The sequence below is a fragment of the Streptomyces sp. NPDC020379 genome (genome assembly GCF_044387105.1).
In the GTDB taxonomy this organism is placed as follows: Bacteria; Actinomycetota; Actinomycetes; order Streptomycetales; family Streptomycetaceae; genus Streptomyces.
The window spans coordinates 479,791-502,154 of record NZ_JBIRVR010000001.1 but is presented as its reverse complement, the minus strand read 5'-3'; the positions used below and the strand labels follow the sequence as shown (position 1 = coordinate 502,154).

Annotated in this window: 20 protein-coding genes and 1 riboswitch; of the genes, 8 read left to right on the top strand and 12 right to left on the bottom strand. The window is 73.0% G+C overall.

The window, feature by feature from the left end:
* Positions 1 to 147: 147 nt before the first annotated feature.
* Entirely contained in the window at positions 148 to 729 is a 582-nt protein-coding gene (locus ACH427_RS02295) for a TMEM165/GDT1 family protein (RefSeq protein WP_398867439.1), read from the top strand.
* A gap of 12 nt (positions 730 to 741) precedes the next feature.
* Here ACH427_RS02295 and ACH427_RS02290 read toward each other — a convergent pair whose 3' ends face one another.
* Complete coding sequence (locus ACH427_RS02290) at positions 742 to 1,254, bottom strand: DinB family protein (protein WP_398867438.1); 513 nt, start codon at positions 1,252 to 1,254, stop codon at positions 742 to 744.
* A 442-nt stretch (positions 1,255 to 1,696) separates the two neighbouring features.
* Entirely contained in the window at positions 1,697 to 2,371 is a 675-nt protein-coding gene (locus tag ACH427_RS02285) for an HAD-IA family hydrolase (protein ID WP_398867504.1), read from the bottom strand.
* Between the two features lie 287 nt (positions 2,372 to 2,658).
* On the opposite strand from ACH427_RS02285, the gene ACH427_RS02280 reads away from it, so the two are divergent.
* Both ACH427_RS02280 and ACH427_RS02275 read left to right on the top strand, forming a co-directional pair.
* A complete protein-coding gene (locus ACH427_RS02280) occupies positions 2,659 to 4,728 on the top strand; it encodes an MFS transporter (RefSeq protein WP_398867437.1) in 2,070 nt (689 codons plus the stop codon).
* Positions 4,729 to 4,898: 170 nt separating this feature from the next.
* Positions 4,899 to 6,944, top strand: a complete 2,046-nt coding sequence (locus tag ACH427_RS02275) for a bifunctional glycosyltransferase 87/phosphatase PAP2 family protein (protein WP_398867436.1) — start codon at positions 4,899 to 4,901, stop codon at positions 6,942 to 6,944.
* Positions 6,945 to 6,981: 37 nt separating this feature from the next.
* Here the strand turns inward: ACH427_RS02275 and ACH427_RS02270 are convergent, their stop codons facing one another.
* The 4 genes from ACH427_RS02270 to ACH427_RS02255 all read right to left on the bottom strand — a co-directional run bounded on the left by ACH427_RS02270 (position 6,982) and on the right by ACH427_RS02255 (position 10,714).
* Complete coding sequence (locus tag ACH427_RS02270; protein ID WP_398867435.1) at positions 6,982 to 7,671, bottom strand: hypothetical protein; 690 nt, start codon at positions 7,669 to 7,671, stop codon at positions 6,982 to 6,984.
* Positions 7,658 to 8,674, bottom strand: coding sequence for a DUF6114 domain-containing protein (locus tag ACH427_RS02265; RefSeq protein WP_398867434.1), 1,017 nt, complete (start codon positions 8,672 to 8,674; stop codon positions 7,658 to 7,660). The genes ACH427_RS02270 and ACH427_RS02265 overlap by 14 nt, the downstream gene beginning before the upstream one ends.
* A gap of 1 nt (position 8,675) precedes the next feature.
* Positions 8,676 to 9,308, bottom strand: coding sequence for a DUF6230 family protein (locus ACH427_RS02260; protein ID WP_398867433.1), 633 nt, complete (start codon positions 9,306 to 9,308; stop codon positions 8,676 to 8,678).
* 167 nt (positions 9,309 to 9,475) lie between these two features.
* Complete coding sequence (locus tag ACH427_RS02255; RefSeq protein WP_398867432.1) at positions 9,476 to 10,714, bottom strand: cytochrome P450; 1,239 nt, start codon at positions 10,712 to 10,714, stop codon at positions 9,476 to 9,478.
* 281 nt (positions 10,715 to 10,995) lie between these two features.
* Between ACH427_RS02255 and ACH427_RS02250 the strand changes: the two genes are divergently transcribed.
* On the top strand, positions 10,996 to 12,165 hold the full coding sequence (locus ACH427_RS02250; protein ID WP_398867431.1) for a steroid 3-ketoacyl-CoA thiolase: 1,170 nt from the start codon (positions 10,996 to 10,998) through the stop codon (positions 12,163 to 12,165).
* Between the two features lie 146 nt (positions 12,166 to 12,311).
* On the opposite strand, the gene ACH427_RS02245 is transcribed toward ACH427_RS02250, so the two are convergent.
* Positions 12,312 to 12,776: an NUDIX hydrolase gene (locus tag ACH427_RS02245; protein ID WP_398867503.1), complete on the bottom strand. Its 465-nt coding sequence runs from the start codon at positions 12,774 to 12,776 to the stop codon at positions 12,312 to 12,314.
* Positions 12,777 to 12,792: 16 nt separating this feature from the next.
* Here ACH427_RS02245 and ACH427_RS02240 point away from each other — a divergent pair, with 16 nt between their 5' ends.
* The 3 genes from ACH427_RS02240 (at position 12,793) to ACH427_RS02230 (ending at position 14,585) form a co-directional block, all read left to right on the top strand.
* Positions 12,793 to 13,572: a GntR family transcriptional regulator gene (locus ACH427_RS02240; protein WP_398867430.1), complete on the top strand. Its 780-nt coding sequence runs from the start codon at positions 12,793 to 12,795 to the stop codon at positions 13,570 to 13,572.
* Positions 13,573 to 13,692: 120 nt separating this feature from the next.
* A complete protein-coding gene (locus ACH427_RS02235) occupies positions 13,693 to 14,025 on the top strand; it encodes a hypothetical protein (protein WP_398867429.1) in 333 nt (110 codons plus the stop codon).
* 41 nt (positions 14,026 to 14,066) lie between these two features.
* Complete coding sequence (locus ACH427_RS02230; RefSeq protein WP_398867428.1) at positions 14,067 to 14,585, top strand: GNAT family N-acetyltransferase; 519 nt, start codon at positions 14,067 to 14,069, stop codon at positions 14,583 to 14,585.
* Here the strand turns inward: ACH427_RS02230 and ACH427_RS02225 are convergent.
* From ACH427_RS02225 to ACH427_RS02205, 5 genes are read right to left on the bottom strand one after another with little or no spacing between them, the layout of a single operon-like run.
* Positions 14,582 to 15,424, bottom strand: a complete 843-nt coding sequence (locus tag ACH427_RS02225; RefSeq protein WP_398867427.1) for an ECF transporter S component — start codon at positions 15,422 to 15,424, stop codon at positions 14,582 to 14,584. The two genes, ACH427_RS02230 and ACH427_RS02225, sit on opposite strands and share 4 nt — an antisense overlap.
* Entirely contained in the window at positions 15,421 to 17,160 is a 1,740-nt protein-coding gene (locus tag ACH427_RS02220; protein WP_398867426.1) for an ABC transporter ATP-binding protein, read from the bottom strand. The genes ACH427_RS02225 and ACH427_RS02220 overlap by 4 nt, the downstream gene beginning before the upstream one ends.
* Entirely contained in the window at positions 17,157 to 18,335 is a 1,179-nt protein-coding gene (locus ACH427_RS02215; RefSeq protein ID WP_398867425.1) for an energy-coupling factor transporter transmembrane component T, read from the bottom strand. The genes ACH427_RS02220 and ACH427_RS02215 overlap by 4 nt, the downstream gene beginning before the upstream one ends.
* A 32-nt stretch (positions 18,336 to 18,367) precedes the next feature.
* Complete coding sequence (locus ACH427_RS02210) at positions 18,368 to 19,021, bottom strand: SCO2322 family protein (protein ID WP_398867424.1); 654 nt, start codon at positions 19,019 to 19,021, stop codon at positions 18,368 to 18,370.
* Positions 19,018 to 20,295, bottom strand: a complete 1,278-nt coding sequence (locus ACH427_RS02205; protein WP_398867423.1) for a prenyltransferase/squalene oxidase repeat-containing protein — start codon at positions 20,293 to 20,295, stop codon at positions 19,018 to 19,020. The genes ACH427_RS02210 and ACH427_RS02205 overlap by 4 nt, the downstream gene beginning before the upstream one ends.
* A gap of 212 nt (positions 20,296 to 20,507) precedes the next feature.
* Positions 20,508 to 20,593, bottom strand: a riboswitch (cobalamin riboswitch).
* 280 nt (positions 20,594 to 20,873) lie between these two features.
* Here ACH427_RS02205 and ACH427_RS02200 point away from each other — a divergent pair.
* A complete protein-coding gene (locus ACH427_RS02200) occupies positions 20,874 to 22,322 on the top strand; it encodes an aldehyde dehydrogenase (protein ID WP_398867422.1) in 1,449 nt (482 codons plus the stop codon).
* Positions 22,323 to 22,364 lie beyond the last annotated feature (42 nt).

Sequence of the window (22,364 nt, the reverse complement as noted above, 5' to 3'; positions counted from 1 at the left end):
CCAGCCGGCGCCCGGAGGCAGACGGAAGTCTTCCGTAGGCCAGCGAGACCTTCGGCCGCAGTGTCCATGACGCTGCCGTGCCGAAGCGACCCCTGGATTCCCGCAGGTCTCTCGGTACGGCGGTCCCACCTACCGAGGAATCCTCCTGTGTTCAGCTTCACCGTCGCCGCCCTGGTCTTCGGCGTGATCTTCCTTGCCGAACTCCCCGACAAGACGGCTCTCGCCTCCCTGATGCTCGGCACCCGCTACCGCGCCTCGTACGTCTTCGCGGGCGTCGCGGCCGCCTTCCTCGTGCACGTCGTCCTGGCGATCGCCGCGGGCAGCCTGCTGACCCTGCTCCCGCACCGGATCCTCCAGGTGATCGTCGGCCTCGCCTTCCTCGCGGGCGCGGCCGTGCTCCTCTTCAAGAAGGACGACGACGAGGAGGAGATCGCCAAACCCGCCGACCAGTCCTTCTGGAAGGTCTCCGGCGCGGGCTTCATGCTGATCCTGGTCGCGGAGTTCGGCGACCTCACCCAGATCATGACCGCGAACCTCGCCGCGCGCTACGACGACCCCGTCTCGGTGGGCGTGGGCGCGACGCTGGGCCTGTGGGCGGTGGCCGGCCTGGGCATCGTGGGCGGCCGCACGCTGATGAAGTACGTCCCCCTGGCCCTGATCACGAAGATCGCGGCCCTGGTGATGCTGGCCCTGGCGGGGTTCAGCCTGTACGAGGCGGCGGTGGGCTGACGGGGCCCGCTCTCAGGCCCCCACCGTGCCGTCGACGCCCTCGCGCAGGAAGTCCGCGTGGCCGTTGTGGCGGGCGTACTCGTGGATGAGGTGGAGCATCACCAGGCGGAGCGAGACGTCCGCGCCCCAGCGGGGCTGATAGCCCGTCACATCGAGGGATTCCGCGGCCCTTTCGATACGGCGCGCGTGCTCCACCTCCGCCTGCCAGGCGGCGAAGGCTTCCGAGCGGGTGGCGGAGCTCACGTCGTAGGCCGCCTGGTAGTCGCCCTCGGCGGACCAGACCAGGGGGATGTCCTCCTCGCCGCCCATCACCCGGCGGAACCAGGTGCGCTCGACCTCCGCCATGTGCCGCACGAGCCCGAGGAGCGTCAGGGCCGAGGGCGGCATCGAGCGGCGGCGCAGGTCCTCGTCGGAGAGGCCGTCGCACTTCATGGCGAGCGTGGCGCGGTGGAAGTCGAGAAAGGCCCGCAGGGTCTCCCGCTCGCCACCGGTGAGGGGCGGCCCGACGCGTTCGGTGGTTTCCATGGCTGAGCCCTTCCGGTGGCGAAGGGGCCCACTTTATGGGGGGCTGGGCTGTGGTGCCGTTTCTTTTTCGGTAGCCGGGGGCGCCTCGGCTTCGACGACCCCGGCATGACGATTTCGTCATGCGCTGCGGATGTGGTGACCCCTGAGAAGCGAGAGCTCTACGAGCACCCGCGTGCCTTCGCCGAACACTTCACGCCGCCCCCGCTGTTCAGCCCCCATATCGAGATCAGCGACGGCCGGATCGTCAAGATGAGGACCCCGGCGGGCCGTCACGGCCTGGCGGCCTTGCGCGTCGAGCGTCAGCTTCAGCCGCGATTGCCGGAGGGCGTCGTGGCCACGACCACCGGTGACATCGAGGAAGCGGGCCTCGGGTGCGGACGGGACGCGGCGTTCGTGGTCACGCCCTCATCCTGCCTTCGGGCTCAGGCCGAGCGGAAACCGCTCACTTCCCGACGTGCAGGGCGATCCCGCCCTCCGGGAGCGCCTCCACCCGTACGTGCGTGAGGTCCGGCACGGCCACATCCGGGCCGTGGGCCGCCGCGCGGGGGCCCACGCCCACGACGCGCATGCCGGCGGCCCTGCCCGCCGCGATGCCCGCCTCGGAGTCCTCGAAGACGACGCAGTCGGCGGGGTCGAAGCCGAGGTGCGCGGCGCCCTTGAGGAAGCCCTCGGGGTCCGGCTTGCTCGCGCCCACGGACTCCGCGGTGACCCGCACCCGCGGCATCGGGAGCCCGGCCGCGCCCATGCGGGCCTCGGCGAGGCCGCGGTCGGCGGAGGTGACCAGGGCGTGCGGCAGGGCGGCGAGGGCGGCCATGAAGGCCGGGGCGCCGGGGACCGGCACGACACCGTCGACGTCGGCGGTCTCGGCCGCGAGCATGCGGCGGTTGTCGGCGTGGTTCAGCTCCATGGGGCGGTCCGGGAGCAGCACGGCCATGGTCGCGTACCCCTGGCGGCCGTGCACGACCTTCATCACCGCTTCCGCGTCCAGGCCCTGCTCGTTCGCCCAGGCCCGCCAGCAGCGCTCGACCACGGCGTCGGAGTTGACGATCGTGCCGTCCATGTCCAGGAGGAGGGCGCGGGCCGTCAGGGTGGTCGGGGTGGGGGCGTTGGCCGGCATCGGCGACTCCAGGGCGCGGGAGGAAGACAAGCGGCTCCGCCCGCCGGTCAGGGAATACGAGCGGAGCCACTTTGTTCCTTAACGATACAAAAAGTCGTGCGGAACTCCAACAGCCCAGGTCCAGCCTTGATCGCGGCAGTGGTCGCCCCGGTCATGAGCTGCCAATGGCCTACCCCGGGGGGCCGGGCGGCCCGATCCGGAAGACGATGGGACGGGAGCACGTGCCGGCCGCCCGGACCGGGTGGCCGCACCCGAGCGCCATCCGAGTCGCACCCAGGAGACAGCGCATGGCGGACGAGACCCCGGGCCCCTCCGTGGCCGCCGCGGAGCCCGTGCCCGTACCCGGCGAGGGCCAGCCCCGGCGCACCGTGCTCGTCGCGATCGGCGCGCTGCTGCTCGGCTTGCTGCTGGCGGCCCTGGACCAGACGATCGTCTCCACCGCGCTGCCCACGATCGTCAGCGACCTCGGCGGCCTCGACCACCTCTCCTGGGTCGTCACCGCCTATCTTCTCGCGTCCACGGCCGCGACCCCGCTGTGGGGCAAGCTCGGCGACCAGTACGGGCGCAAGAAGCTCTTCCAGACGGCCATCGTCATCTTCCTGGTCGGCTCCGCGCTGTGCGGGCTCGCCCAGGGGATGGGCGAGCTCATCGCCTTCCGCGCCCTGCAAGGACTGGGCGGCGGCGGGCTGATGGTGCTGTCGATGGCGATCGTCGGCGACATCGTGCCGCCGCGCGACCGCGGCCGCTACCAAGGGCTGTTCGGCGCCGTCTTCGGCGGTACGAGCGTGCTCGGCCCGCTGCTCGGCGGCCTCTTCGTCGACCACCTGAGCTGGCGCTGGGTCTTCTACATCAACCTGCCCATCGGCATCGTCGCGCTCGGCGTGATCGCCGCCGTCCTGCACATCCCGGTCCGCCGCACCCCGCACCGCATCGACTACCTCGGCACCTTCCTCATCGCCGCCGTCGCCACCTGCCTGGTGCTGATGACCTCGCTCGGCGGTGTCACCTACTCCTGGTCGTCCTGGCAGGTCATCGGCCTCGGGGTGCTGGGGGTGGCGCTGCTGGTGCCGTTCGTGCTCGTGGAGCGCCGCGCCGCGGAGCCCGTCCTGCCGCTGAAGCTGTTCCGGATCCGGACCTTCTCGCTCTGCTCCGTGATCGGCTTCGTCGTCGGCTTCGCGATGTTCGGCTCCATGACCTATCTGCCGACCTTCCTCCAGGTCGTGCGGGGCGTCTCGCCCACTCTGTCGGGCGTGCACATGCTGCCGATGGTGGCGGGCATCCTGATCTCCTCCACCGGCTCCGGACAGATCGTCAGCCGCACCGGCCGCTACAAGGTCTTCCCCATCGCCGGCACCGGGCTGATCGCCATCGGCCTGCTCCTGCTGCACCGACTGGATCCGGCCAGCGGCACGGCCGAGATGAGCGGCTATTTCTTCGTGTTCGGCTTCGGGCTCGGCCTGGTCATGCAGGTGCTCGTGCTCATCGTGCAGAACGCCGTGGGCTACGAGGACCTCGGCGTCGCCACCTCCGGCGCCACCTTCTTCCGGTCCATCGGCGCCTCCTTCGGCGTCTCCATCTTCGGCACGATCTTCACCGGCATGCTCGGCCCCCGCATCGCCGACGCGCTCGCCGGCGCGCACCTGCCGCCCGGCCTCACCCCGGAGCGCCTCAAGGCCGACCCGCGCGCGGTCGCCGCGCTGCCCGCCGGGCCGCGGGCCGGGGTGCTCGACGCCTACTCCACGTCGATCACCGACGTCTTCCTCTACGCGGTCCCCGCCGTCCTCGTGGCCTTCGTCCTCGCCTTCCTCCTGCGGGAGGAGCCGCTGCGGGGCAGCGTCACCGCCCCCGACACCAGCGAGGTCCTCTCCAGCAACCCCGTCGAACGCACCTCCCACGAGGAATGTGCCCGCGCGCTCTCCCTCCTCGGCAGCCGCGAGGGCAAGCGCCGGGTCTACGAGGAGATCACCGAACGGGCGGGCCTCGACCTCCACCCCGCCGCGAGCTGGATGCTGCTGCGCATGAACCGGTACGGCTCCGCCGAGCCCGCCCTGCTCGCCGAGCGCGTCGACATCCCCTTGCGGATCATCACCGAGGCCGCACGGCAGTTGGAGACCCGCGGCCTCGCCGCACGCGAAGGACTCCCGCTGGTTCTCACCCCCGAGGGCCGAGAGGTCGCCGGACGCCTCTTCCGCGCCCGCGAGGAGTCACTCGCCGAACTCCTGGGCGACTGGTGGTCCAAGGACCGCCCCACCGACCTCCACCGGCTCGTGACCGAACTCAACGCGGAACTGTGCGGCTCGGACTCGGAACAGCCCCACAACGGCCCGGCGAAACGGGATCACGATCCGCGGCGGTGAGGCGCCCGGCATTTTCGCGGACAACGCGCCGCCAGCCGTACGGATTCGGCCAGTTGTGGGACCTTGTCAGGTGACGCGGGGGTGACCTGCGTCTGTTCTCCAGGACTCAGTAAGGTCTCAAACAGCCCTACGAGGGTGACCTGGCTGGGCGACCGGAGGAGTGGCGGGGCGTGGCGAATGCACAGCGGGCCGGGCTGGGGAGTCTCCCGGCGTCGAGGTCGCGAACGGGCCTGGCCCTGGGTCTGTTGTGGCTGCTCGCGGGCGTGCTGGCCGTCCGTCAGGCCGCGGTGGTGCTGCGGCTCCCTCCGGAGCGACGCCTGACCGACCTCGAACGCTGGATCGGTGACAACGGTGTCCTCCATGTGAAGGGCTCGCTGTACGACACCGACAAGTTCACCGGCACCCCCTTCGCCGGCCTCGTGCTCAAACCGCTGACCAAGGCCGCCGAGCACAGCCTCGGCATCGGCTGGACGCTGGGCACCCTCCTGCTCGTCGTCGCCCTCGCCCTGGTCGCCGCCCGCTCGCTGCCCGCCCCGGTCAGCCGCCGCACCGCCCTGCTCGCGGCCCCCGCCGCGATCATCCTGGCCGTGCTGTCGCTGCCCGTACGCAACACCTTCACCCTCGGCCAGACCAGCATCATCCCGGTGCTGCTGGTGGTCCTCGCGTGCTGCCTGCCGCGCCTGGCCCGCGGCTCCGGCGTCCTGCCCGGCGTGCTCGTCGGCCTCGCCGCCGCGCTCCAGCCCGCCGTGCTGCTCTTCGCCGTGCTGCTCCGGCTGACCGGGCGCCGCCGCGCCGCCGTCACCGCCGGCCTCACCTTCGCCGCCGGCACGGCCGTGGCCTGGGTGACCATGCCGGACGACTCATGGACGTACTGGATCCACCACGTCGCCGGGGCCGGCCTCGGCGACGCGCCCGACGGCCTCGCCAACCAGTCGCTGCACGGCCTGCTGCTGCGCATCGGCCTGCACGGCCCCGCCGAACTCACCCTCTACGGCCTGCTCGCCGTCGCCGTCACCGCGCTCGGCCTGCGCCGCGCCGTCCGCTACGCCCTCGACGGCCAACTGCTCCTGGCCACCGCCCTCACCGGCTGCGTCGCGGTCGCCGTCTCGCCCACGGCCTGGCAGCACCAGCAGCTGTGGATCCTGCTCGCCGTCGTCGGCCGGGTCGGCAAGCGCCGCGCCGACCGGCTCGTGTGGCCCGTGCTGATCGTCCTCGTGATGACGCTGACCAGCACGGTCCTCATGCCCGACAACCCCGTGCTGCGGCCCGTCGGCGACAACGCGCCGCTGCTCGCCGCGCTCATCGCGGCCTGCGCGGTGCCCTTCCTCCCGCGGACGTCACCGCTGTGGGACCGGCCGGAGCCGACGGCGGCCACCGAGCCGCAGCCGGGGCGCTTCTCCTGGGTGCCGCTGCTCCGCTTCTGGAAGCGGCCGCTGTCCCGGCCGAATGTCCTCCTGGAGCTGATGCTGATACGGGTCGGCTATTTCGCCTACTCCTACATCCGCGGCAGCGCGCCCGACGAGCGCTCCCTCGCGGAATCCCACGGCCGGCAGATCCTCGGCGCCGAGGAGTTCCTGCACATCGACGTCGAGCACCGCTTCAACCACTTCGTGGCGAGCGTCGGCTGGCTCACCGACAGCATGGATTACTACTACGGCACCTTCCACTTCCTGGTGCCGGTCTCGCTGCTGGTCTATCTCTACGTGCGCCGCCCGGGCACCTACCGCTGGGCCCGCACGGCCCTGTCCATCGCGACGCTGATGGCGCTCGTCGGCTTCTGGGCCTACCCGCTGGCCCCGCCGCGCCTGATGCCGGGCCGCGGCTTCATCGACACCGCCAACGGCCCGCAGGATCTCTCCCACCCCGACTTCGGCGCGCTCACCGAGCTCTCCAACCAGTACGCGGCCATGCCCTCGCTCCACATCGGCTGGTCCCTGTGGTGCGGCATCGTGATCGCCGCGGTGGCGCCCAGGGGGTGGCTGAGGTGGCTGGGCATGCTCTATCCGCTGATGACCTTCTCCGTCATCGTCGGCACCGCCAACCACTACGTCCTGGACGCGGTCGGCGGCGCGCTCGTGGTCACCGCGGGCTTCGCCGTCCAGTACGTGCTGACCGGGCCGGGCCAAAAGGCCCTGGGCAAGGTGCCGGGGGCGCGGAGCGCGAGCGACGCGCTGGCCGCCCCGGAGCCGACGGAACCGGCGCGGAGCACGGGCTGAACCCCCTTCCCCGCGCCGGTCCTTGAGGCGGTGCGGGTCAGCTGTTCACCGTGATCTGCGAGGACGGGTCGGTCGCGTCCGTGATGTCGTACGTGGCGTTGAAGAGCGACGACGTGGTGGCCGTCGGACAGCCGAAGCCGCCGGTGACCTTCACCGGAGCCGCGCCGTCGGTGACGACGAGCTGCGACGGCGCTCCGTTGTCGAAGGTGGCCGCGAGGTCCGCGGACGCGTCGGGCGCCGCGGTCACCGTGCAGCTGACCAGCCCGCTGGTCTGCACGACCAGGCCGCCGGTGGGGATGGAGAGGGTGGCCGTCGCCGGCGTGCCGTACTGCATGGCCACGCTCCAGGCGCCGGACGTGGTGACGGTCGCGCTCACGCCCGCCTGACTGGTGGTGCACGAGGAATACGTGGGCGAGTTGATGCTGCTGACGACCGGGCCCGAGTCGTTGTGGTTGGCGGGGGCGGCGGGTATCTGGTTGTTGGCGTCGCCGCCGCCCGCGGTGGGCTGCGAGCCGGAGACCGTGCAAGTGACGAGCACCGGGCCGAGCTTGAAGGTGGCCTTTCCGTTGAGCGTGGCCGCGAAGTAGTGACCGGCGGGGGCGACGGTCGTGGACCCGGCGTCGGAGGTGTGCGCGCCCGCGGTCCCGGTGAGGGCGAGCCCGGAGGCGAGGGCGAGTCCGGCGCCGGACGCGAGCAGGGCGCGGGTGCGGGGTCTACGAGCGGTCATCGGAACTCCTCTGGTGCGGAAGGTGCGGACGGGGACGGTGATCGAGGTGTTGCCCGGGGCCGGTGCCGGGTGACGGCTCGGCGGGGGTCCAGGGCTTGATCTCGGGGCTGGGCCCGGCGGGTGGCCGGGGCGCGGGGCGCTCCGGCGGGGGTGGGTGCGGGGCGTCGTCCGGGCTGGACCGGGCGTCGGGCGCGGGCCCGGCCGGGGGGTGGTCCGGAGGGGCCGGGGGTGGTCCGGGCCGGACGTCCGGTGCGGGCCCGGCCGGGTGCGCGGCCGGATCGCCACGAGGCTGAGCGGCCGCCGGTCCGGAAGTCGCGTCCCCCTCGGGCCGCGTGCCCGGGCCGCCGCCGGGGGTCGAGGGCCTTTGGCCCGGGCCCGCGGCCGTCGCTTCTGAAGGCGCCTCGCTCCCGGCCGGCGTCAGGTCTCTGGGCGTGGTGGCGCCCCGGCCGCTGTCCCGGTCGTCGCGCTCGTCGGCCGATGGCCGAGGCTCCTCGCCCGGAGGCGCGGGCGGGGGATCGCCCGGGGCCACCCCGGGGCCCGTGGCCGCGGGTCCGGGGAGCGGGCCGTCCGGCGTTCCGGGTTCGCCTGCCGGGGTTCCGCCGGCGTCAGCCGGCTCCGGCTGTGCCGGCGACGGCTGCCAGGCGAAGATCATGCCGCCGCCGACCACACCCATGAGCGTTCCGATCAGGAAGCCGCCGAGGTTGGACATGACGAGCGCGGCGGCGGCGACCATGACGGTCACGATCCCGGCGAGCGTCCGGTACTGCGGCGCGAACCACGCGCTGAGGCCCATCAGGACCATGACCAGGCCCATCAGGACCGACGGGATGCCCGCGATCCCCTGGTGCAGCATGATCTTCAGCGGGGCGAGCGGAATGGCACAGATCTCCAGGCCGGCCAGGGTGGCGAACAGGCCGCCCCAGAAGGGGCGTCCCTTGCGCCAGCGACGCCAGGCCAGCCAGGGGTGGCGTGGCGGCCGGCCGGACTCGACGCCGACCGCCACGTCAGAAGCACTCCCGCTTGCCCTTGGCGATGTCCATGCTCAGGCCGGAGAGGGTGAACGTCGCGGCGTTGGTCGCCCAGGCGACCTGCTGGAGATCGTTGATGGTCACATGGTCGGCCTGCTGGGCGAAGAGCCCCTGCATGCCCTGCGCGTTGTTCGGCCCCTTGTCGAGCGTGGAGGCGTCCCGGCCGATCTCGAGCTGCTTGAACTCGGCGTTGCCCCGCAGCTGCGTGGCGTCGACGAACAGGTCCTTCGCCTTGACCGGGTCCTTGCCGCCGCCGGCCTTGAGGTTCAGCGAGACGTCGCCGATGAAGGGGATGCCGATCACCACGGACTGGCAGAGGTCCCTCAGCTCGGCCTTCTTGATGGCCGTGATGGCGACGGGCAGCAGGTCGCCGGGCTTGTCCTTGCCGACCTGGCCGTCCACGCCGCCGTACTGCGCGAAGCCGTCGCCGTCCAGGCTCTTGGCGCTGACCTTGAACTGCTGGCCCGACACGGCGAACGAGGCCGCCAGCGCCCCGTCCGCGAGCGCGATGGCGAGCGCGGCCGTGGCCGCGAAGCCGGGCACGGCCAGCACGGCGAACTTCCGCCACCTGACGCGTCCCGTCACCGGTCTTCCTTGGGCGTCCTTCATGCGATGTCCTCTCGGTGAGCCGCGTACGAGCGGGGGAGTGGCGTGACGAACGTGCCTGGCCCGGAGGTGTACCCGAGAGTAAGTCCACCCGTGTCCGTCGGCAAGGTCTTGGTACGTACCGATTCAGGCCGCGGTAAAGGAAGTTGACGTCGCGTCAGGGATGTGGATCAGTCCGGCGCGTAGCACACCCGCAGTTCCTTGATCCCGTTCAGCCACGCCGACCTCAGGCGCCGTGGCTCACCGGCGAGCCGGATGTCCGGCAGGGTGTCCGCGATCGCGTGGAAGATCAGGTCGATCTCCAGCGCGGCCAGCGACTTGCCCAGGCAGAAGTGCGGGCCGCCCCCGCCGAAGCCCAGGTGGGGGTTGGGGTCCCGGGTGATGTCGAAGACCTCGGGGTGTGCGAAGACCTCGGGGTCGTTGTTGGCCGAGGCGTAGAAGATCCCCACCCGCTGCCCCGCCTTGATCTTCGCGCCCCCGAGCTCCGTGTCGCGCGTCGCCGTCCGCTGGAAGGAGACGACCGGCGTCGCCCACCGGACGATCTCGTCGGCCGTCGTCGCGGGCCGCTCGCGCTTGAAGAGCTCCCACTGCCCGGGGTGGGTGAGGAAGGCGTGCATGCCGTGGCTGATGGCGTTGCGCGTGGTCTCGTTGCCCGCGACGGCCAGCAGCAGCACGAAGAAGCCGAACTCCTCCGAGGCCAGATTGCCCTCGTCCTCCGCGGCCACCAGCCGGCTGACGATGTCGGCGGCCGGGCACTCCTTGCGGGCGGCGGCCAGGGACATCGCGTAGGAGATGAGCTCCATCGCGGCCGTCGCGCCGACCTCCTCGGTGATGGCCAGCTCGGGGTCGTCGTACGCGACCATCTTGTTGGACCAGTCGAAGATCCGCGCCCGGTCGGCCTGGGGGACGCCGACGATCTCGGCGATGGCCTGGAGCGGGAGTTCGCAGGCGATGTCCGTGACGAAGTTTCCGCTGCCGCCCTCGCGGGCCTCGGCGACGATCGCGCGGGCGCGCTCGCGCAGCGCGGCCTCCAGGGCCCGGATCGCGCGCGGGGTGAAGCCGCGCTGGACGATCTGGCGGACACGGGTGTGCTCGGGCGGGTCCATGTTGAGCATGATGAGCCGCTGTACGTCGATCTGTTCGCGCTGGATGTGCTCGTGGAAGCGGATGATGGAGGTGTTGCGGGCGGCGGAGAAGAGCTCGGGGTGGGTGGAGACCTCCCTGACGTCCTCGTACCGCGTGACCGCCCAGTAGCCGTCGTCGTCGAAACCCGCTATGCCGTGCGGCTGGGCGTTCCACCAGACGGGTGCCGTCCGCCGCAGGGCGGCGAACTCCGGGAGCGGCACCCGCTGTTCGTAGAGGCCGGGGTCGGTGAGGTCGAACCCTTCGGGCAGCGCTGGGCAGGACATCGGCCACCACCTCCGTACGCCTGACGGGGCATCAGGTGTGCCCCGACGGTAATGAGGGGGCCGTGGAGTGGCAAGGGCGGGAACGCCATCTGTTGCTCGGGCCGGGGGTTGCGCCACCCTTGCGTACCGGGGGTAGCAGTCATAAGACTGCGAACGGAAGTAGAACGCGTACCAGTTCGGCGGGGGGCCGGGGCCGGCTCGGCAGCGGCGGGCCCCGAGGAGCGAGAGGCGTGAGCCCGGGGCGCCGGGACGCCCTGCGGATGCCACGAAAGGACGCCACCATGGCCGCGGAACCCGTCATCGTCGAAGCCGTACGCACCCCCATCGGCAAGCGCGGAGGAGCGCTCGCCAACCTCCACCCCGCCTATCTGCTGGGCGAGACCTACCGCGAGCTCCTCGCCCGCACCGGCATCCAGCCCGACTGCGTCGAGCAGATCGTCGGCGGTACGGTCACCCACGCCGGCGAGCAGTCGATGAACCCGGCCCGCACCGCCTGGCTGGCGATGGGCCTGCCCTACGAGACCGCCGCCACCACCGTGGACTGCCAGTGCGGCTCCTCGCAGCAGGCCAACCACCTCGTCGCCAACATGATCGCGAGCGGCGTCATCGACGTCGGCATCGGCTGCGGCGTCGAGTCCATGTCGCGCGTCCCGATCGGCAGCGGCTCCCGCAACGGCCCCGGCAAGCCCTTCCCCGACGAGTGGAACGTCGACCTGCCCAACCAGTTCGAGGCCGCCGAGCGCATCGCCCGCAGACGCGGCCTCACCCGCGAGGACGCCGACGCGCTCGGCCTGCTCTCCCAGGAACGCGCCGCCCGCGCCTGGTCCGAGGAGCGCTTCAAGCGCGAGACCTTCGCCGTGCAGGTGCCGACGACCGAGGAGGAGCAGCTCGCCGGGCAGGGCATGTGGCGCCTCGTCGACCGCGACCAGGGGTTACGCGACACCAGCATGGAGGCGCTCGGCGGCCTGAAGCCCGTCATGCCCGCCGCCGTCCACACCGCGGGCAACTCCTCCCAGATATCCGACGGCGCCTGCGCGCTGATGTGGGCCTCCAAACGCATGGCCCGCGCCCTCAGGCTGCGCCCCCGGGCCCGCGTCGTGGCCCAGGCCCTCGTGGGCGCCGACCCCCACTTCCACCTCGACGGCCCCATCGACGCCACCCGCGCCGTCCTCGGCCGGGCCGGCATGTCCCTCAAGGACATCGACCTGGTGGAGATCAACGAAGCGTTCGCGTCGGTGGTGCTGTCCTGGGCCCGCGTCTTCGACCAGGACCTGGAGAAGGTCAACGTCAACGGCGGGGCGATCGCTCTGGGGCACCCGATAGGAGCGACGGGCGCCCGGCTGATCACCACGGCGCTGCACGAACTGGAGCGGGCGGACAAGGAGTTCGCCCTGATCACGATGTGCGCGGGCGGTGGCCTGGCCACGGGGACGATCATCCAGCGGCTGTGAGGGCGGCGATCCTTCCGGGGCGAGGGCGGGGCTGTCCTGTGGGGCGCGGCAACCACTCCACATCGGGGAGTGCGGGCCTGAGGTCCGCGAGCATGTCGGGGGCGACCGTGTGCCAGTGCCCCTCGGCCGCGTGCATCGCCCGGTGACTACGCCGGTATCAGCCGACGGCCGTCGTGGATCCGCACGTGCGGGGCGTCGTCGCTGAGAGCGTCCAACAGCCGTACTGCGTACGCCTCCGTCATCGCCTTGGACACCTCCTCCGGTGCCATCCAGGAGACGTCGAGGGACTCGTCGGAGGTGTGTGCGCTGCCGCCGACGGGAGTGCAGCGGAAGACCAGGGCGACGATGCCGCGTGTCATGTTCTTGTAGACGCCGGTCAGTCGCTGCACCTCGACCTCGATGCCCGTCTCCTCCAGCACTTCCCGGCGGGCGCCGGCTTCCGGGGACTCCGCGATCTCCAGGATGCCGCCGGGCAGCTCCCAGTGCCCGTTGTCGGCCCGCCTGATGGCGAGAACACGCCCGTCCTCGCGCACGACGGCTCCTGCCACCGAGACGGAGTGGAGCGGTGTGGACCTGCGAGACTGGGGTGCCGTACTCATGTGGACGAGGATAGAAGGGCAGAGATCCATGGGCAGCGAGGCCCTTCGGCACTCGGGGAAGCCGCGATATCTGCAAATCGCAGACGATCTCGCCGATCAGATCCGTACGGGCGTGCTGGCCCCCGGTGTCAAGCTCCCCAGTGAGTCCGAGGTGATGGAACGCTACGGAGTCTCGCAGGGCACGGTCCGCAAAGCCGTCGCCGAACTGCGTACGGCGGGCCTGGTGGAGACCCACCACGGACGAGGCACCTACACGAGGAGCCTGGCCCCGGTGACAAGGAAGTCCTCTGACCGTTTCCGTCGCTCCCATCGCAGGGCGGGCAAGGCTGCCTATCTGGTCGAAGTCGAGGCGGCGGGACACACCCCTGGCGTTCACATGCTCTATGTCGGTCCCGTGGGTGCTCCGGCGGACATTGCCGAACGACTGGGCGTCACCGAGGGGAGCAAGGTTCTGGCACGCCGCCGCCGGTACTTCGTCGATGGCGTGCCGACAGAGGAAGCCACGTCGTATCTGCCCTGGCCGATAGCCGAGGCCGTTCCCGAACTGCTGAGAGACAACCCTGGTGGGGGCGGTATCTACGCCCGGCTGGAGGAGCACGGGCATCACCTCGCCGAGTACGTCGAGACGGTTCGCGCCCGGTTGGCCACCAAGCAGGAGACGGCCGCGCTGCGGCTCAGCCCCGGCGCTCCGGTGATCCACCTCGTCCGCGCTGCGGTAACGGACGAGGGCGACGTGGTGGAAGTCTGCGACACGGTCATGGCCGCGGACCGGTTCGTACTCGACTATCGGATCCCGGCTTGTGACTGACGCATCACTGATGAAGCGTCAGTCACCCTGAAGAGTGAATGAGTTGACTGCTTCGCCCAGATGCCGGTTTCCTTGCGGGAGGACTTATATACATGAGTGCATAAGCTGGGGAGGGGTGCCGTGACGTACCGAGTGGGCGCATACGTGGTGGACACCAGGGAAGAGAAGCTGGCCCAAGTGATCGGGCACCGCGGCTCCCACGTGCAGGTGCGCAGACCCGGCGGGGGGCTCGAATGGGAGGTTCCCGCAGGCGCGTTGCGGCTGGCCATGGGTGAAGAGTGTGCGGCCTTCCGCGCCCTGGCCAACAGCGACCGCGGGGCGGGTTGCGCCCGGTGCGCCGAGCTCGACGCGGCCTGGCGCGAAGCGTGCGCGGCCGGGGAGCGTACGAGCGCGGCGGCCGACGCCCTGAGCCGGTTCCGCAACCACTGGCGGCTGGATCACGCGCCCCGGTAAATCCGGGCGCGCCCGCGAACCCGCCGTGCGACCATGCCGCCATGACCCGTACGACCACCTGGACCGTCGCCCCGCAGTCCGTTCGCTCCCCTGAGGCCGTGGCCCTGATGCGGGAGTACATGACCGAGATCGCCGATCGCTGGTTCCTGCTCCACGAAGGCCGCACCACGACGCGCGAGGAAGTCCAGGGGTACGTCGCCGAGGAGCCGCACGACGATCTCGACCCGCCCCACGGGGTGTTGCTGATCGCTCGGCGGGACGGGGAGCCCGTGGGGTGCCTGGGGCTGCGGTGGTTCGATCAGGAGCGCGGGACCGCCGAGTTGAAGCGGATGTACGTGCGGTCCGCCGCGCGCGGGCTCGGGGCCGCGCCCGCGCTGCTCGCCGCGGCCGAGGGCGTCGCCCGGGAGTGGGGCGCGCGGCGGATCGTGCTGGACTCCCGGAAGGATCTGGTGGAGGCGATCGCGCTGTACGCCCGGCACGGGTTCGTCCCCGTACCCCGCTACAACACCCCTGAGGAAAACCCCTACGCCGAGGTGTGGATGGGCAAGGAGCTGCGCTAGCCCGGAGGCTCGGCGAACCCCACCGGCGCTTCGAATGCCGCCCTCCGTGTCGCGCGCCGCAGCGCCTTCAGGATCGTCGGGCCCAGGGCGAGCGTGCCGACGACCGTCACGACCGCGCGGGGGAGGTCCCAGCCCAGGGACGTCGCCAGGCAGTACGCGACGAAGCGCCCCAGGTTCTCCGGCAGCGGGTCGCCGGGGACGAACGAGATGCCCGTGGCCAGGGAGCCGATGTACGGCCAGCCCTGGAGGTTCATCACCGTGCCGTAGCACAGGGATGCCACCGCGCCGTACGCGGCGAGCAGCAGCACCTCGCCGCGGCCGCGCAGCCGGTCCGGGCCCGGGAGCAGGCCCGCGCCCATCGACACCCAGCCCATCGCCAGCATCTGGAACGGCATCCACGGTCCCACGCCGCCCGTCAGCAGCGCCGACGCGAACATCGAGACCGAGCCCAGCACGAAGCCGAAGCCCGGCCCCAGGACCCGGCCCGAGAGGACCATCAGGAAGAACATCGGCTCGATCCCGGCCGTGCCCGCGCCCAGCGGCCGCAGCGCCGCGCCCGCCGCCGCCAGCACACCGAGCATCGCGATGGCCTTCGCGTCCAGGCCGGTGTCGGCGATCGTGGCCGCCACGACGGCCAGCAGCAGCGGGAGCAGCGCGGCGAACAGCCACGGCGCGTCCTGGGAGTGGGCGAGCCCGGACGCGGAGTCGGCGAGGAGCGGCCAGCCGAAGGCCATGACGCCGATCGCGGAGATCAGGGCGAGCGCGGTGACGGACCGCGGACCGAGGCGGACGGCTCGTGCCTGGCGGTCCGCGCGCGGGCGCTCGGGGTTCCCCTTCACGCCGTCCCCTCCGCAGCTTCCAGCGCCCCGCGCACCTGCGGAACCGTCAGCCACGGCAGCGGCGCCAGGATCTTCGCCACCTGGGGGGCGAAGGCCGGGGACGCGACCACGACCTCCGCCGTCGGGCCGTCCGCGACGACCTCGCCGTCGGCGATCACGACGACCCGGTGCGCCAGCTCCGCCGCCAGCTCCACATCGTGCGTGGCCAGCACGATCGCCCGGCCCTCGGCGGCCAGCCCGCGGAGGATCTCCACCAGGCGCTCCTTCGCCGCGTAGTCCAGACCGCGCGTCGGCTCGTCCAGGAGGATCAGCGGCGGGCGGGCCGTCAGCACCACGGCGAGCGCGAGCGCGAGGCGCTGGCCCTCGGAGAGGTCCCGGGGGTGCGTCGCGTCGGCCACGCCGGGCAGCAGGTCGTCGACCAGCGCCCGGCACGTACCGGGCTCCGCCCGCGCGTCGCCGTCCGCCGCCTCGCACTCCCCGGCGACCGTGTCCGCGTACAGCAGGTCGCGCGGCTCCTGCGGTACGAGGCCCACGTGGCGCAGGAGTTCGGCGGGGGCCGTGCTGTGCGGTTTGAGGCCGCCTACGCGTACGGAGCCGGTGGTGGGGCGGTGCGCGCCGACAAGGGTGCGCAGGAGGGTGGACTTGCCGGCGCCGTTGCGGCCCATGAGGGCGATGGTCTCGCCTTCTCGTACGGTCAGGTCGACGTCGCGCAGGGCGGTGAGATGTGTGTGGCGGATGGTGAGGCCGGTGGTTTGGGCCGGGGTGGGTGGCTCGGGGGATTTTTCCCCTGCCCGCCCCTTCCCGGAATTGGGGGCAAGCCCCCAAGCCCCCGTTGCCCTCAAGCGCCGGACGGGCTTGCGGGGTTGCCCGGAGCCGGGCTCGTCGGCACGCTCCGAGGCGGGTCCGGGGCGGAGCCCCGATGTTGTCAGCCGCTCGCGCAGCGGAGCCGCCGCGCGGCGCGCGTCGCGTACCGACAGTGGCAGCGGCGACCAGCCCGCCAGTTTGCCCAGGGCCACCACCGGCGGGTGGACCGGCGAGACCGCCATGATCTGCGCCGGGTCGCCGACGACCGGTGCCGCGCCGGGCGCGGGCAGCAGGATGACCCGGTCCGCGTACTGCACCACACGCTCCAGGCGGTGCTCGGCCATCAGCACCGTGGTGCCCAGGTCGTGGACGAGGCGCTGGAGCACGGCCAGCACCTCCTCCGCCGCGCCCGGGTCGAGCGCGGACGTCGGCTCGTCGAGCACCAGCACCTTCGGGTGGGTGGTCAGCACCGAGCCGATGGCCACGCGCTGCTGCTGGCCGCCGGAGAGGGTGGCGATGGGCCGGTCGCGCAGGGTGGCGAGACCCAGCAGGTCCAGGGTCTCCTCCACCCGGCGGCGCATCACGGCGGGCGCGACGCCGAGGGACTCCATGCCGTACGCGAGCTCGTCCTCGACCGTGTCGGTGACGAAGTGGGCCAGCGGGTCCTGGCCCACCGTGCCCACCACGTCGGTGAGTTCGCGCGGCTTGTGCGTGCGGGTGTCGCGGCCCGCGACGGTGACGCGGCCGTGCAGCGTGCCGCCGGTGAAGTGCGGTACGAGCCCGCTGACCGTGCCCAGCAGCGTCGACTTGCCGACGCCGGACGGGCCGACGAGCAGGCACAGTTCGCCCTCGGGCACGGTGAGGTCCACCCCGCCGAGCGCGGGCGCGGCGGTGTCGTCGTACGTGACCGACACCTGCTCGAACCGGATCACTGCGGGTCCTCCTCGGACGGGGTGCGGGTGGCGGGGGCCGGTGCCGCGAAGGCAGGGATCAGGCCCAGCAGGACCGACGCCGCGGGCCAGAGCGGCAGTTCGGGTGCCGCCAGCGGGACGGCAGGGGGGTGGAGCGCGGCGGGCGCGAAGGAGTTCGCGTGGATCATCAGGGCCGCGACCGCGACGCCCGAGCCGGAGACCAGCCAGGCGCGCACGCCCCAGCGGTCCGGGCGGTAGCGGGTGCGGACCGAGCGGCGGCCGCCCAGCCACAGCCCGGCCAGCGCGGCGGCGAGCCCGGCGAGCAGCACCGGCAGGCCGTAGCCCGCGCCCACGTCGCCGAGCAGGCCGTAGGTGCCCGCGCAGACGCCGAGCAGCCCGCCCAGCGTCAGCGCCGTCGTCGTGTGCCGGACGGCGGGCGGCACGTGGGCGGTGCGGCCGTAGCCCCGGGCGTCCATCGCCGCGGCCAGCGCCACCGAACGCTCCAGCGCGCCCTCCAGCACCGGCAGCCCCACCTGGAGCAGGGCCTTGAGGCCGCGGTCCGGGCGGCCGCGCAGGCGGCGCGCGGCGCGCAGCCGCTGGACGTCGGAGACGAGGTTCGGGGCGAAGGTCATGGCGACGACGATCGCGACGCCCGCCTCGTAGAGCGCGCCCGGCAGGGACTTCAGGAGCCGGGCCGGGTTGGCGAGCGCGTTGGCCGCGCCGACGCAGATCAGCAGGGTGGCCAGCTTCAGCCCGTCGTACAGCGCGAAGACCAGGCCCTCGGCGCTCACCCGGCCACCGATCCGCACGCCCCGCGCCCAGTCCGGGAGCGGCACTTCCGGGAGGGTGAGCAGGATGTGCGTGCCGGGGATCGGGGAGCCCAGCACGACCGCGAACACCAGCCGGATGCCGACGACGGCCAGCCCGAGCTTGAGGAACGCGCCGTACGAGCGCCCCCACGGCGCGTCCGTCCGCCGCGCCGCCACGACATAGCCGGCGACTCCGATGAGCAGCCCGAGCAGCAGGGGGTTGGTGGTGCGCGACGCGGCGGTGGCCAGCCCGAGCGCCCACACCCACCAGGCGCCGGCGTGCAGCGCGTCGGCGCGGTGGGTGCGGTGCGCGGCGGGCGCGGCCTGCGTCGTCGGGTGGGTACGGCGGGGCAGCCGGCCGCCCGGTCCGCGCAGGACCTCTGCCACCGGCCGCGGCCCCTCGCCCCGCACGCCCGCGCTCATCCGCGCTTGCGGCGGCGGGCCTGCCACACCCCGGCGGCGCCGAGGACGACCACGGCGGCGATGCCGCCGATCAGCCCGGCCGAGGGGCCGCCGGAGGAATCCGAGGACGTGGCCTCCGGCTTCGTGCTCTCCGTGTTCTTCCTGCCGCTCACCTGCTCACCGCAGCCCGACTTCGGGTAGCCCGCGATGGCGCACAGCAGCGCCGCGGAGTTGTAGCGCAGCGGCTTGGCGGCGGCCGCGAGCGCCTCACCCGCGCCGGCGTCCTCGCCGACCCGCGCGCACGCCGTACGCGCCGGGGGCGGGGTCTCGCCGGCGGGCGCGTCGGCGGGCGTGCCGAAGTCCAGGACGACGGCCACGCGCTTGTCGCCGTCCTTGGCGGGCGTCCGGTCGCACACCGCCCCGAAGTCGGGGGCGGTGCGCGGCTTCGCGGCGTTCTTCGCGTCCTCGCTCACGGCGAAGCGGAAGCCGATGGTGTCTCCGTCGGCGGGACGCGCGGTGGCCGGGCCCTGGGTGGCGTACGCCCAGTCCTTGCCCTGCCCCTCCCAGAAGGACCAGTAGCGGTAGCCCGCCGCCTGGGCGGGCGCGACGGTGAGGGCGGCGAGGATCCCGGCGAGCAGCAGGGCGGCCAGGGACCGGTGCCCGGCCCTCACGGCTGGTTCTTCTTCTTGCGGCCGCTCAGCAGGAAGCCCGCGCCGACGCTCGCGACGAAGAAGATGCCGACGACCCACCAGACGCCCAGGCCCTTGTCGTCCTTCTTCTCTTCCTTCTTCTCGTCCTTCTTCTCCGAGGGGGAGGCGGCGGCCTCCGCCTTCGGGCCCGTCGCGGTGAGCTGGGAGACGAGGTCCGCGCCGCCGAAGTCGCGCGGGTCCGCCCCGGCCGCGTGGGCGGCGAGGACGAGCTGGGCGTAGGCGGCGGGGCCCGCCTGCTTGGCCCAGGCCGCGGAGTTCTGCTCCAGCCACTTCAGCGGCTTCGCGGCGGCGTCGCGGTGACCGCCCGCGGCGAGGGCGATGACGGCCTCGGCGGTGTTGCCGTAGTCGGGGGCGGGCTTGTCGGCACCGGGCTGGGCGGCGACCAGGTGCGGGCCGTCCTGCTCCTTGTCCATGACCCGCGCGAGGTACGCGGACGCCGCGTCGGCCGCGGCCTTCGGGTCGGACGTCCCGGCCTCGTCGCCCTTGCAGGACAGCGGCTTCGGGTCGGTGTTGTCCTTGCCGGCGGCCGGCACGGCGTAGCCCTTGCCGAGCCCGGCGAGGGCGGCCGCGGCCGTGGCGTCGGCGTTGGCGGCGAGCTTGCCGGACTTGTCGGGCTGATAGGCGAAGGCGCCGCGGTCCGCCTCGGCGGCGTCGCAGCCCAGCCCGAAGGTGACGAGCCCGTCGTAGGCCGAGGCGCCCCGCTTGGAGGTCACCTTCCTGGGGTCCTCGCCCGCCGCCGCCAGCGCGCCGATCACGATCGAGGTGGAGTTGGCGTCGCTGGGGCCGCCGGGGTTGTAGGCCCAGCCGCCGTCCTCGTTCTGCGTGGACTTCAGCCACCCCACGGCCTTGGTCACGGCGCCGCCGTGCCCGCCGAGCGCGGCGAGCGCCTGGACGGCGGCGGCCGTCGCGTTGCTGTCGAGCGGGGTCTTCGCGTCGCACGCCTTGCCGGCGTCGGCGCGGTAGGCGGTGAAGCCGCCGTCCGCGCACTGCTGCCCGGCCAGCCACTCGATGGCCGGCTTCGGGGACGCCACGCCCGCCGTGTGCTGCGCGAGGAGGGCCAGGGACTGCCGGAAGACACCGTCGAACTTCGGGTCCGAGGAGCCGAACAGGCCGGGGGCCGCCGGGGACGGGGACGCGTCGGCGGACGCGGCCGGTGCCAGGCCCGCGCTCAGGACGGCGGCGGTGGCCAGAGCCGCGGCGCCGCGGCGCGCGTGGACGGCGAAGGAGGGGGCCATGGGGTCGGTGTGCCTCTCGGTGGGTGTCACTGCGGTGGACCGGCGTCGCCGGCGTACGAGGGGGTACGGGCGTCACAGCCGCGCACGGCAGCCCCTCCGCGGTTCGCTCCGCGGTGGCACCGGGCTCGGCTCCGCATACCTCGACGGTGCCGGTGGACCGGGCGGCGCCGCGGTGCGGTGCCGCCCGGATCCGGGAGCCTGCCGCCTGGCCCGGGTGGTCCGGCTCGTACGGCCGCGCCGTGGCGGGCCGTAGTCACGGTTGCGGGTCAGCGCCGGATTTGCACCGGCTTTCCCCGTTCCGAGGCGGGATGAAGTTGTCACGGACACTTTACGCTCGCCGTCCGGCCGCCGTGTCACGCTGCCCCGGCTGCCCGCGCTGCCCCGGCTGCCCGCGCCGCCCCCGCGCTGCCGCTCGGTCCGTGGGGCGCCGCTCGGCGGCCGTGGGCCGGTGGGGGCTGATCGCGTGGTTCCCCGCGCCCCTGGCGGGGGCGCATCACCGTTGCCCACTCACGCGGGACCTGGTATGCCGTAGCTGACTGGGCGTCAGGAAAACCGGAACGCGCGGGAGGCGGCGGGGCATGACAGAGATCGTCGAGTACGGACAGCTCTTCATCGGCGGCACGATGACCGACCCGGCGGGCCGGGGCACCATCGAGGTCGTCTCCCCGCACACCGAGGAGGTCATCGGGCGCGTGCCCCACGCCGGCCGGGAGGACGTCGACCGGGCCGTCGCCGCCGCCCGTACCGCCTTCGACACGGGCGTCTGGGCCGACCGGCCCCTCGCCGAGCGGATCGAGGTCGTCACCCGGATCAAGGACGGCATCGCCGCCCGCCACGAGGAGATCGCCGAGGTCATCTCCGCGCAGAACGGCTCGCCCCGCTCGTGGAGCGTCCTCGCGCAGGCGCTCGGCGCGGTGATGGTGTGGGACTGCGCGATCGGCGTCGCCCGCCAGATCCCCTACGAGGAGCGGCGGGACGGGGTGCTCGGGCCGCTGCTGGTGCGGCGCGAGCCCGTCGGGGTGGTCGCGGCGATCACCCCCTGGAACGTCCCGCAGTTCGTGGCCGCCGCGAAGCTCGCGCCCGCGCTGCTCACGGGCTGCTCGGTGGTGCTCAAGCCGTCCCCCGAGACGCCGCTCGACGCCTACATCCTCGCCGAGATCGCCGCGGAGTCCGGGCTGCCGGAGGGCGTCCTGTCGATCCTGCCCGCCGGACGCGCGACGGGGGAGTACCTCGTCGGGCACCCCGGGGTCGACAAGGTGTCCTTCACCGGGTCGGTCGCCTCCGGCAAGCGTGTCATGGAGGTCGCCGCCCGCAACCTCACCCGCGTCACCCTGGAGCTCGGCGGGAAGTCCGCCGCGATCATCCTCCCCGACGCCGACCTGGAGGCCGCCGTCGCGGGCATCGTGCCCAGCGCCTGGATGAACAACGGCCAGGCGTGCGTCGCCCAGACCCGCATCCTCGTCCCCCGCGTCCACTACGACGAGCTGGCCGGGCGCTTCGCCGCGGCCGCCGGCGCCCTCGTCGTCGGCGACCCCCTCGACCCCGCCACCCAGGTCGGCCCCCTCGTCGCGCGGCGCCAGCAGCGCCGCTCCCTGGACTACATCGCGCTCGGGCAGCGCGAGGGCGCCAAGGTCCTCGCGGGCGGCGGCCGCCCGGCGGCGCCCGCCCGCGGCTGGTACGTCGAGCCCACCCTCTTCGGCGAGGTCACCAACTCCATGCGGATCGCCCGCGAGGAGATCTTCGGCCCCGTCATCTGCCTGCTGCCCTACGAGGACGAGGAGGAGGCCGTGCGCATCGCCGACGACTCCGACTACGGCCTGTCCGGCAGTGTCTGGACCGCCGACGTCGAACGCGGCATCGCCATCGCCCGCCGCGTGCGCACCGGCACCTACTCGGTGAACACCTTCAGCCTCGACATGCTCGGCCCCTTCGGCGGCTACAAGAACTCCGGCCTGGGCCGCGAGTTCGGCCCCGAGGGCTTCGCGGCCTACCTGGAGCACAAGATGATCCACTTGCCCGCTTCGTAGGCCCCTCGTCCCTCCGGATCAACTCCCGGATCCCTCCCCACC

Excerpts from the sequence above, each read along its gene's own strand:
- ACH427_RS02290 (WP_398867438.1), bottom strand. The coding sequence starts at position 1,254 with ATGGAAACCACCGAACGCGTCGGGCCGCCCCTCACCGGTGGCGAGCGG.
- ACH427_RS02285 (WP_398867504.1), bottom strand. The coding sequence starts at position 2,371 with ATGCCGGCCAACGCCCCCACCCCGACCACCCTGACGGCCCGCGCCCTC.
- ACH427_RS02280 (WP_398867437.1), top strand. The coding sequence starts at position 2,659 with ATGGCGGACGAGACCCCGGGCCCCTCCGTGGCCGCCGCGGAGCCCGTG.
- ACH427_RS02270 (WP_398867435.1), bottom strand. The coding sequence starts at position 7,671 with ATGACCGCTCGTAGACCCCGCACCCGCGCCCTGCTCGCGTCCGGCGCC.
- ACH427_RS02260 (WP_398867433.1), bottom strand. The coding sequence starts at position 9,308 with ATGAAGGACGCCCAAGGAAGACCGGTGACGGGACGCGTCAGGTGGCGG.
- ACH427_RS02255 (WP_398867432.1), bottom strand. The coding sequence starts at position 10,714 with ATGTCCTGCCCAGCGCTGCCCGAAGGGTTCGACCTCACCGACCCCGGC.
- ACH427_RS02250 (WP_398867431.1), top strand. The coding sequence starts at position 10,996 with ATGGCCGCGGAACCCGTCATCGTCGAAGCCGTACGCACCCCCATCGGC.
- ACH427_RS02240 (WP_398867430.1), top strand. The coding sequence starts at position 12,793 with ATGGGCAGCGAGGCCCTTCGGCACTCGGGGAAGCCGCGATATCTGCAA.
- ACH427_RS02230 (WP_398867428.1), top strand. The coding sequence starts at position 14,067 with ATGACCCGTACGACCACCTGGACCGTCGCCCCGCAGTCCGTTCGCTCC.
- ACH427_RS02205 (WP_398867423.1), bottom strand. The coding sequence starts at position 20,295 with ATGGCCCCCTCCTTCGCCGTCCACGCGCGCCGCGGCGCCGCGGCTCTG.
- ACH427_RS02200 (WP_398867422.1), top strand. The coding sequence starts at position 20,874 with ATGACAGAGATCGTCGAGTACGGACAGCTCTTCATCGGCGGCACGATG.